4 protein-coding genes are annotated in these 9,171 nt (G+C 72.6%); all 4 read right to left on the bottom strand.

Annotated features, from left to right (window positions below):
- A partial coding sequence (locus ACFU97_RS21855) for a lamin tail domain-containing protein (RefSeq protein ID WP_384258926.1) occupies positions 1 to 1,335 on the bottom strand: 1,335 nt, incomplete at its 3' end.
- A gap of 142 nt (positions 1,336 to 1,477) precedes the next feature.
- Positions 1,478 to 3,202: a SpoIIE family protein phosphatase gene (locus tag ACFU97_RS21850; RefSeq protein ID WP_384258924.1), complete on the bottom strand. Its 1,725-nt coding sequence runs from the start codon at positions 3,200 to 3,202 to the stop codon at positions 1,478 to 1,480.
- A gap of 144 nt (positions 3,203 to 3,346) precedes the next feature.
- Positions 3,347 to 5,731, bottom strand: a complete 2,385-nt coding sequence (locus ACFU97_RS21845; RefSeq protein ID WP_384258944.1) for a SpoIIE family protein phosphatase — start codon at positions 5,729 to 5,731, stop codon at positions 3,347 to 3,349.
- Positions 5,732 to 5,897: 166 nt separating this feature from the next.
- Positions 5,898 to 9,171 (bottom strand): HAMP domain-containing protein (locus ACFU97_RS21840; protein WP_384258921.1); only part of this gene is annotated, 3,274 nt, incomplete at its 5' end.

Raw genomic sequence — 9,171 nt, 5'->3', positions numbered from 1 at the left:
GCACGCGTCGGCACCGGACAGCGTGAAGCCCTCGTTGTTGAGGTTGGACATGCCGGAGGGGCGGTCGTAGACCGCCGAGACGGCGAAGGCGCCGGACGCGCCGACGGCGAAGGTGCTGTGCCGGCCGTCGCAGGTGTCGTCGCAGACGACCCACAGCCGGGAGGCCTCGGGTTCCCACTGGAGTTCCATGACGCCGGCCATGCCGCTGCTGAAGGACGCGACCCGGACGAACGTGCCGTCGTCCTGGAGGACGAAGCCGTAGACCATGCCGGTGCCCTCGACGCCGACGAAGAACACCCCGCCGGTGTGCGCGCCGTAGCGGCCGGGGTCGTAGGCCGCACCGGTCGACATGTCCTTGAAGCCGGCGGCGGTGAGGGACGAGTCCGGCACCCAAGTGATGCCTTCCAGGCCGGAGTTGGAGTCCACGGACGGCAGGTCCGCGGTCAGGTTCCACTCCTTGGCGGCGGTGAGCTTGGTGCTCGTCGATCTGACGTCGTACCGCAGGACGGAGAGCCGGCTGGTGCCGGACGACGCCGCGTTGCGCTCACTGGAGACGTAGACGCCCCCGGCCGAGCCGGCGCCGGTCAGCGTGACGCCCTCGTCGTCGGGCGTGCCGGAGCCGCCGGGGTAGGCGAGGGCCTTGCCGGAGGTCCAGCCGCCGGTGGTGTCCGCCTTCCAGCCGCCGGAGCCGTCCGCCACCAGGCGCCACAGCTTGCCGCTGTTCTGCGCCGCCCACATCACACCGCCCTCCTGACGGAGGCCGCTCATGTCGGAGCCGAAGGCGTTGCTCGCGTCGGCGGTCGCCACGGACGTGCCGCCGGGCCACGCCGTCGGGGAGACGCCGGAGCCGCCGCAGGCGTTGGGGCCGCCCAGGGTGAGCGCGGCCGCACCGAAGGCGCCGGTGCCGTCCGGGCAGCGCGACCACGACGGGGCGGAGTGCTGGGTCCAGCTGAAGCTGTCCACCAGGGTGCTGCCGTCGGGGAGGTAGAGGCGCGCCTTGTCGGACGAGCCGAGGCCGAACGCGCCGTGGACGTCGAAGGCGGCGAACCCGCCGGGCGCGAGCGAAGTCCCGGACTTGATCGCGTACTTCGAGCTGTTGTCGTCGTCCTTGAGGATCCATCCGGAGATGTCGACCGCGGCGGTGCCCTTGTTGTGGAGCTCCACCGAGTCGTTGACGCTCCCGGTGGTGACCACCTCGTTGATCCTGATGTCGTCGGCCGCCGCGGCATGGGCCGCGGGCGCTCCGAGGGCGCCGGAGGCCAGCGCCGGGGAGGTGACCACGACGAGGAGGAGGCGCAGGCTGCGGCGCCACCGGCGAACGCGTGATGCGATCACGTAATCCGTCCTGAGATCGTTCTGACAGGCCGCCCGGACACTTCCTGCCGGGCCCGAACGGGCACCGTCCTCAGGGTGTTGGGTGCATGAACGGTGAACGAACCAGTGCGGACAGGGGAGTTGGCGCCGTCACGCCGCGCCGTCACGCCTCGCGTGCGGGGATGCGCAGGGCCAGCAGGGCCACGTCGTCGTCGTTGCGTTCGGGGCGGACGCGGCGCAGCAGCTGGTCGGTGAACCCGGCCAGGGGACGGTGGACCAGGGCGGCGGCGTGCCGGCGCAGCCGGTCGAGGCCGACGTCGAGCGTGTGGCCGGGGTCCTCGATGAGGCCGTCGGTGTACAGGACCAGCGTCGAGCCCGCCGGGAGGCAGGCCGTGGCGTCGGGGCGCTCCCGGTCGGCTCCGGTGCCCAGCAGGAGACCGTGCCCGGCGGTCAGGTAGTGCGCCATGCCGTCCTCGCTGATCAGCAGCGGCGGCGGATGGCCCGCGTTGGTCCAGGAGATACGCCAGGTGCCGTCGTCGGCCGCCTCGATCCGCGCGAAGATCATCGTGGCCATGGAGACGTCCGTGATGTGCTGGATCGCCTCGTCGAGCCGTTCGACGACCCGGCTGGGCGCCTCGTCCTGGGACCAGGCGTAGGCACGCAGCATGTTGCGCACCTGGGCCATGCCGGCCGCGGCCTCCAGGTCGTGGCCGACGACGTCGCCGATGGCCAGGGCGGTCGACCCGTCGGGCAGCGGGAAGGCGTCGTACCAGTCGCCGCCGACCTGTGAGGCGTGCGGCGCGGGCAGATAGCGGGCGGTCATCTGGATGCCCGGCACGCCCGGCATCTGCGGCAGCAGATGGTTCTGCATGGTCTCGGCGACCTTGCGCTGACGCTGGTAGAGGCGGGCGTTGTCCAGGGCGAGTCCGGCGCGGCGCGCGATGTCCTCGATCAGGGGAAGGTCGGCGGGGGCGAACGACAAGGGGTTCTCGGAGCGGCCCGCGGTCAGGGCGCCCAGGACCTCACGCGTGCTGCGGATGGGCGCGATGGCCACCGAGTGCATCCCGGTGGCGTTGAAGAGATGGCGCTGCTCGACCGCGATCCCGGAGTCGGGCACCCGGTCGTAGGTCCGCGGTCCGGCCAGCGTGGAGGCGACGCCGCGCAGGGCCCTGGACAGCGGCATCTGCGACTGCTGCGGGACCGGCGGCATCGGGCCCTGCAGGTCCTCGCGGTGCACCAGGGTCTCGCCCTCGGCGTGCACGACGACCGTGCGCCACACCTCGTCGCGGTCGGTGATCAGGTCGACGATCGCCCAGTCCGCCAGCCTGGGCACCACCAGGCCCACCAGCCGGCGCAGCGCCTCGTCCACGTCGAGGGTCGAGGTCAGCTGGGTGGTGGTCTCGGCCAGCAGGGCCAGCCGTTCGAGCTCGGTGAGGGACGCGGTGACCGGCTCCTCGGGCGCGCTGCTCTCCGGCTCGGACTCGACGGGGTGGAAGACGACGAGCGTGCAGCTGTCGTCGTTCCCGCAGGCGTACGGAGTGATCAGCCAGGAGATGCGGAGCAGGGTGCCGTCCGCCCGGGCGAAGTAGTCCTCCTCGGCCTGGGCGGTGCGCCCCGCGTGGAACGCCTGCCGCATGCTGCACTGCGTGCGCGGCAGCGGGCGGCCGTGCGGCCCGCGGTGCAGCAGGTCGTGTGCCTCGTGGCCGACGAGCTCCTCGGCGGAGAAGCCCAGCAGCTCCTCGGCGAGCGTGTTGGCGCCGAGGATGCAGCCCTCCTCGTCCACGACGTAGGCCCCGGTCCCGATGGCCTGCAGGACGCCCAGGAGGTCGGCGGAGACCGGCCGCACGGGTCGCTTCCGTACGGCCTGCGTCTCCTTCCGCGCCGTCATGGTCCAGCCTCCTCGCCGACGAGGCCGCCGCCTCTGCCCGCCGCACACGTCCGCGTGCCGTTCACGTGTGCCCCTCCGAGCGCGGGTCGCACCTTCTCCTGGTCCCGGTACCCGTGCCAGGGGCGCTCACCCGGCGGCCGGGCGTCACGGCGCCACCCGTATGCCCACGATGCAGGTGTCGTCGTCGGTGTCGGACCTGCTGTGCACCAGCAGCCGGTCCAGCTGCTGGTCCAGCGTGGGCTGGACCGCGCGGGCGGCGGTGAGCAGCTGGGCCAGGGACTCCTGGACGGACCGGTCACGGCGCTCGATCAGGCCGTCCGTGTACATCAGCAGGGTGTCGCCGACGGCGAGCTGGACCTCGTGCTCCTCGTACGCGGCCTCCGGGATCGCGCCCAGCAGCATCCCGCCGACCAGGGGCAGCGCGGCCGTCTCGGTGCCGCGCACCAGGACGGGAGGCAGATGGCCGGCCCGCGCCCACCTCAGGGTGTTGCGCTCGGGGTCGTAGAGCCCGCAGACGGCGGTGGCGGTGACGGCGCCGGTCAGGTGGTGGGCCACCATGTTGAGCCAGGCCAGCAGCTGGCCCGGTCCGGCGCCGGTCACGGCGAGCCCGCGCAGCGCGTTGCGCAGGACGACCATGGTGGTGGCCGCCTCGATGCCGTGCCCCGCCACGTCGCCCACGCACAGCAGGACCAGCCGGGACGGCAGGACGACCGCGTCGTACCAGTCGCCGCCCACCAGGTGCTGGGTCTCCGCGGGCCGGTAGCGCACGGCCACCTGGAGCCCGGGCACGGCCAGCGGGGCCTGCGTCGGCGGCATGATGGCGTGCTGCAGCTGCAGCGCGAGGCGGTTGCGTTCGCTGACCTGCTGCTCGCTCTGGGCGAGCTGGTCGCGGGTGGCGGCCAGGGCCACCTCGGTCCAGTGGTGGGCGGAGATGTCCTGGTAGGCGCCGCGCACGGCGTACAGCTGGCCGTCGGAGTCCAGGACCGGTTCGCCCACGACACGGATGTGGCGGGTGACGCCGTCGGGTCGCTGCAGCCGGAAGGCGGCCGAGGCGGGACGCCGCTGGTGGAGCAGGGCGCGCAGGAACCGGCCGATGGCGACCGCGTCGTCCGGATGCGCGTGCGCGGGCAGCTCCTCCAGTCGTACCGGACCGCTGGAGGCGGGCTTGCCGTAGAGGTGGTAGAGCTGGCCGTTCCAGGTGATCTCGCCGGTGAGGAGGTTCTCCTCGAAGCCGCCGATCCGGCCCAGCCGCTGGGCGTGCTGGAGCAGGCTCGCCAGCCGGGCCGTCTCGTCCTCTATGCGCCAGATGAGCAGGACGCTGCCGCCGTGCCGGCTGATGTTGATGTCGGCCACCGCGGCCAGCGGCACATCGTCCACCAGGGCGGTCAGGCGCATCCGGCGGGCGCGGTAGGGCTCGCCGGTGGCGTAGACGCGCTCCGTCCGCTCGAACAGCTCGCTCTGGCCGGCCGCCAGCGGGTACGCCTCCAGCAGCAGGGCGCCGTTGACCACGCTGCGCGGCCGGCCCGCCGGGTCCAGGAAGCGGCCGTTGGCGTGCAGGATGCGGAAGTCGACGAGCTCCCCGGCGGCGTCCAGGTGCGGCACGAGCACCAGCGCCGGGTCGTGCAGCCCGTCGGCCAGGTCCATGAGTTCGGCGACGTCCGGCAGGAGACGTGGGCCGGTCTCCTCGCCCGAGCGGTGCAGGGAGTAGGTCTCCAGGGTGTGCGCGCACAGCTCCGCCAGCGCCTCGACCTGGCGGACGATCGGCGCGGGAGGGCTGTCCAGCGGCGTGGGCCAGGCGATCTCCAGCACGCCGTGGATCCGGCCGCCCACCCCGGCCGGTACGGCGACCCGGCCGCCCTCGGGATGGTGGTGCTGGCCGATGGAGGGCAGCCCGGTCCCGGCGAGGCTCCTGATCCACTGGCCGCTGCGCTCGGCGAGCCCGCGCCGTGCGACGGTGGTCACCCCCGGCGGCACATGGCGCCAGCGTCCGGCCTCGGCGGGGGAGAACCCGGCACTGCCCGCCAGGGTGAGCGAGCCGTCGGCGCCGAGCGCCCAGATGGCCACCGCCTCGGCGCCCAGCGGGGTCAGCGCGTGTTCCAGCAGGGAGTCGGCGACGGCCTGGGTGTCGTGCGCCGCCAGCGCGGCGCTCTCGGCGGCCCGCAGCCGCACCGCGGAGGCACGGCCGTCCGGCGGGTCGGCGGGGTCGGCGGGCGCCGCGGTGGCCGCCAGGAAGGCGGCGGTCACCTCCGAAAGCCGGTCGCGCGCCGCCTGGTTGATCACCTCGACCGCGAACTCGAGCGGTGTGACCCCCGCCTGCTCGGTGAGTTCGGCGAGCTGCCGCGCGGCCTGGGCGGGCCCGCACGCCAGCCGCTCGACGAGGATGCCCTTGGCCAGCTCGATCAGGGCGCGCCCGTCCGCCTCGGCCTGCGCCTCCCGCACTTCGCGGCGCAGCCGCTCCACGGTCGCCGCGAGCCGGCCCACGGGCGACGACTGCTCGATGTCGTCCTGGTCACCGCTGCCCGCGGGCACAGGGCCGGCCGGCCCTGTGCCCTGGGGTGCGGGCTGTGCTTCCGCCCCGGCCTGGACGGCCTGCGGGTCGGGCGGTTGACGGAGATCACTCACGGTCTGCCAGTTCCTGGGCGGGTACGTCCGAGGACGTCACGAGGTCGGCGGGTGGGCACGGTGCGGGGGCCGTTCAGACGGGCAGCCAGCGTCCGACGCGGGCCATGAGATCGCTCGTGTCGACGGGCTTGGTGATGTAGTCGTTCGCCCCGGACGCGAGGCTCTTCTCCTGGTCGCCCGGCATCGCCTTCGCGGTGACCGCGATGATCGGCAGCTCCGCGTACTGGGCCATGGAGCGGATCTCCTCCGTGGCCGCGTAGCCGTCCATCTCCGGCATCATCACGTCCATCAGGACCAGGCAGATGTCGGGGTGGGCGAGCAGCATCTCGATGCCCTTGCGGCCGTTGTCCGCGTGCAGGACCTGGAAGCCGTGCAGCTCCAGCACCCCGCTGAGGGCGAAGAGGTTGCGCGCGTCGTCGTCGACCACGAGGACCGTCCGGCCGAGGAAGGAGTCGTCCACGACCTGCGCGGGCGGCTGCGGCTCCTCGCCGCGCACCAGCGTCAGCACGTCGCCCGGCTGCTCGGCGGACAGATGCAGGGTGATGCGCTCGCGCAGCTCGTCCAGGCTGGACAGGAAGTCCAGCGGCCGGTCGCCCGCACGGGAGCGCAGCGCCTGCTCCTGGGCCAGGTCCACGCGGTGACCGGTGTGCACGAGGACGGGCACGCTGGCCAGCGCCGAGTCGCCGCTCATGGCCGCGAGGAAGTCCGCGCCCTCGTCGTCGGGCGTGCCGAGTTCGAGGACGACGCAGTGGCAGGGGTCGGCGGCCAGCGTGCTCGCCGCCTCCTGGGCTCCGACGGCGGTGATGATGTCGATCGCCCCGTGCGGATCGTCGTGGCCCTGCGCTATGTCCGCGACGGCGCGCTCGGCGACGAGGCTGAGCAGACCGCGCGGGCGCTCCTCGATCACCAGCAGACGGCGCCTGCGGTGCTCCGGGACCGGTACGGGCCCGGCGATCGCCCGGGGTGCCCGCGCCACCTCGGAGGCGAGCACGGTGTGCGGCTGCTGCTCCGCCGGCCGGCCGCCCGCGTCCAGCAGCTCCTCGAAGTCGTCCCGGGCCACCGGGAGATGGAGCGTGAAGGTGCTGCCCTGGCCCGGGGTGCTGTCCACGGTGACGGCGCCGCCCAGCAGATGGGCGATCTCCCGGGTGATGGACAGACCGAGGCCGGTGCCGCCGTACTTGCGGCTGGTCGTGCCGTCCGCCTGCTGGAAGGCCCCGAAGATCGTCTCGAGTTGCTGCTGCGGGATGCCGATACCGGTGTCCTTGACCCGGAAGGCCACGACGGGTCCGCCGCGGAGCACGCCCGGCGGCACCTCACGGTCGGCCGCGGGCTCGATCCGCAGCTCCACACCGCCCTGTTCCGTGAACTTCACCGCGTTGGACAGCAGGTTGCGCAGGATCTGGCGCAGCCGGGAGTCGTCCGTGAGGAGGTCGGCGGGGGTGCCGGGCGCGGTGGCCACGGTGAAGTCCAGGCTCTTCTGCGTCGTCATCGGCCGGAACGTAGCCTCGACGTACTCGAGCAGTTGGCGCAGCGGGACGCGCTCGGGAGCGACGTCCATCTTGCCGGCCTCGACCTTCGACAGGTCCAGGATGTCGTTGATCAGCTGGAGCAGGTCCGAGCCCGCCGAGTGGATGATGCCCGCGTACTCGACCTGCTTCGGGGTGAGGTTGCGGGAGGGGTTCTGGGCCAGCAACTGGGCCAGGATCAGGAGGCTGTTGAGCGGGGTGCGCAGTTCGTGGCTCATGTTGGCCAGGAACTCCGACTTGTACTTGGAGGCCAGCGCCAGCTGCTGCGCCCGGGTCTCCAGCTCCTGCCGCGCCTGCTCGATCTGGAGGTTCTTGGCCTCGATGTCGCGGTTCTGCGAGGCCAGCAGGGAGGCCTTCTCCTCCAGTTCGGCGTTGGAGCGCTGGAGTTCGTCCTGCTGGACCTGCAACTCCTCGGAGCGCGCCTGGAGTTCGGCGGTCAGGCGCTGGGACTCGTCGAGCAGCTCGTCGGTGCGGACGTTGGCGACGATGGTGTTCAGGTTGACGCCGATGGTCGGCATCAGCTGCGCGAGGAAGTCCTGGTGGATCTGGGTGAAGCGGGTCACCGAGGCCAGCTCGATGACACCGAGGACCTGCTCCTCGACGACGATGGGCAGCACCATCAGGGCGCTGGGCACGGCCTGCCCGAGGCCGGAGGAGATGGTGACGTACCCCTCGGGCAGCTCCTCGACGGTGACCGGGCGGCGGTTGCGCGCGGCCTGGCCGACGAGGGAGTGGCCGACGCGGATGCGCGTGGGCCGCTCGGTGTCGTCGGGACTGCCGTAGGAGCCCACCAGCCGCAGCTCGGGGCCGCGTTCGGTGTCTTCGGCCAGGTAGCAGGCGCCGTACTGGGCGGAGACCAGGGGCGTGAGCTCGTCCATGATCAGCTCGGCGACTACGGGCAGGTCGCGGTGGCCCTGCATCAGGCTGGAGATGCGGGCGAGGTTGGTCTTGAGCCAGTCCTGCTCCTGGTTGGCCCGCGTGGTCTCGCGCAGGGACTCCACCATCGAGTTGATGTTGTCCTTGAGCTCGGCGACCTCGCCGGACGCCTCCACGTTGATCGAGCGCGTCAGATCGCCCTCGGCGACGGCGCTCGCGACCTCGGCGATCGCGCGGACCTGCCGGGTGAGGTTGCCGGCCAGTTCGTTGACGTTCTCCGTCAGCCGCTTCCAGGTGCCCTCGACGCCCTCGACCTCGGCCTGTCCGCCGAGCCGTCCCTCACTGCCGACCTCGCGGGCGACGCGGGTGACCTCGGCGGCGAACGACGACAGCTGGTCGACCATCGTGTTGATGGTGGTCTTCAGCTCCAGGATCTCGCCGCGGGCGTCGACGTCGATCTTCTTCGACAGGTCGCCGCCCGCCACCGCGGTCGTCACCAGGGCGATGTTGCGCACCTGCCCGGTGAGGTTGTTGGCCATCGAGTTGACGTTGTCGGTCAGGTCCTTCCAGGTGCCGGCCACGTTCGGCACATGCGCCTGGCCGCCGAGGCGACCCTCGGTGCCTACCTCGCGGGCCACGCGGGTGACCTCGTCGGCGAACGCGGACAGCGTGTCGACCATGGTGTTGATGACGTCCGCCAGGGCGGCGACCTCGCCCTTGGCCTCGACCGTGATCTTCTGCGACAGGTCGCCGCGCGCGACGGCCGTGGCGACCTGCGCGATCGAGCGGACCTGCCCCGTCAGGTTGGACGCCATCACGTTGACGTTGTCGGTCAGGTCCTTCCAGGTGCCCGACACGCCCCGCACGATCGCCTGGCCGCCGAGGTTGCCCTCGGTGCCGACCTCGCGGGCGACGCGGGTGACCTCGTCGGCGAAGGCGGAGAGC

This window comes from Streptomyces sp. NPDC057616 (assembly GCF_042800575.1).
Taxonomy (GTDB): domain Bacteria; phylum Actinomycetota; class Actinomycetes; order Streptomycetales; family Streptomycetaceae; genus Streptomyces.
The sequence above is the reverse complement of the archived record's forward strand: the minus strand, read 5'-3'. Positions and strand labels throughout refer to the sequence as shown.

What these genes read in the sequence shown, in the direction of transcription:
- ACFU97_RS21850 (WP_384258924.1), bottom strand. Translation starts at nt 3,202, where the DNA reads ATGACGGCGCGGAAGGAGACGCAGGCCGTACGGAAGCGACCCGTGCGG.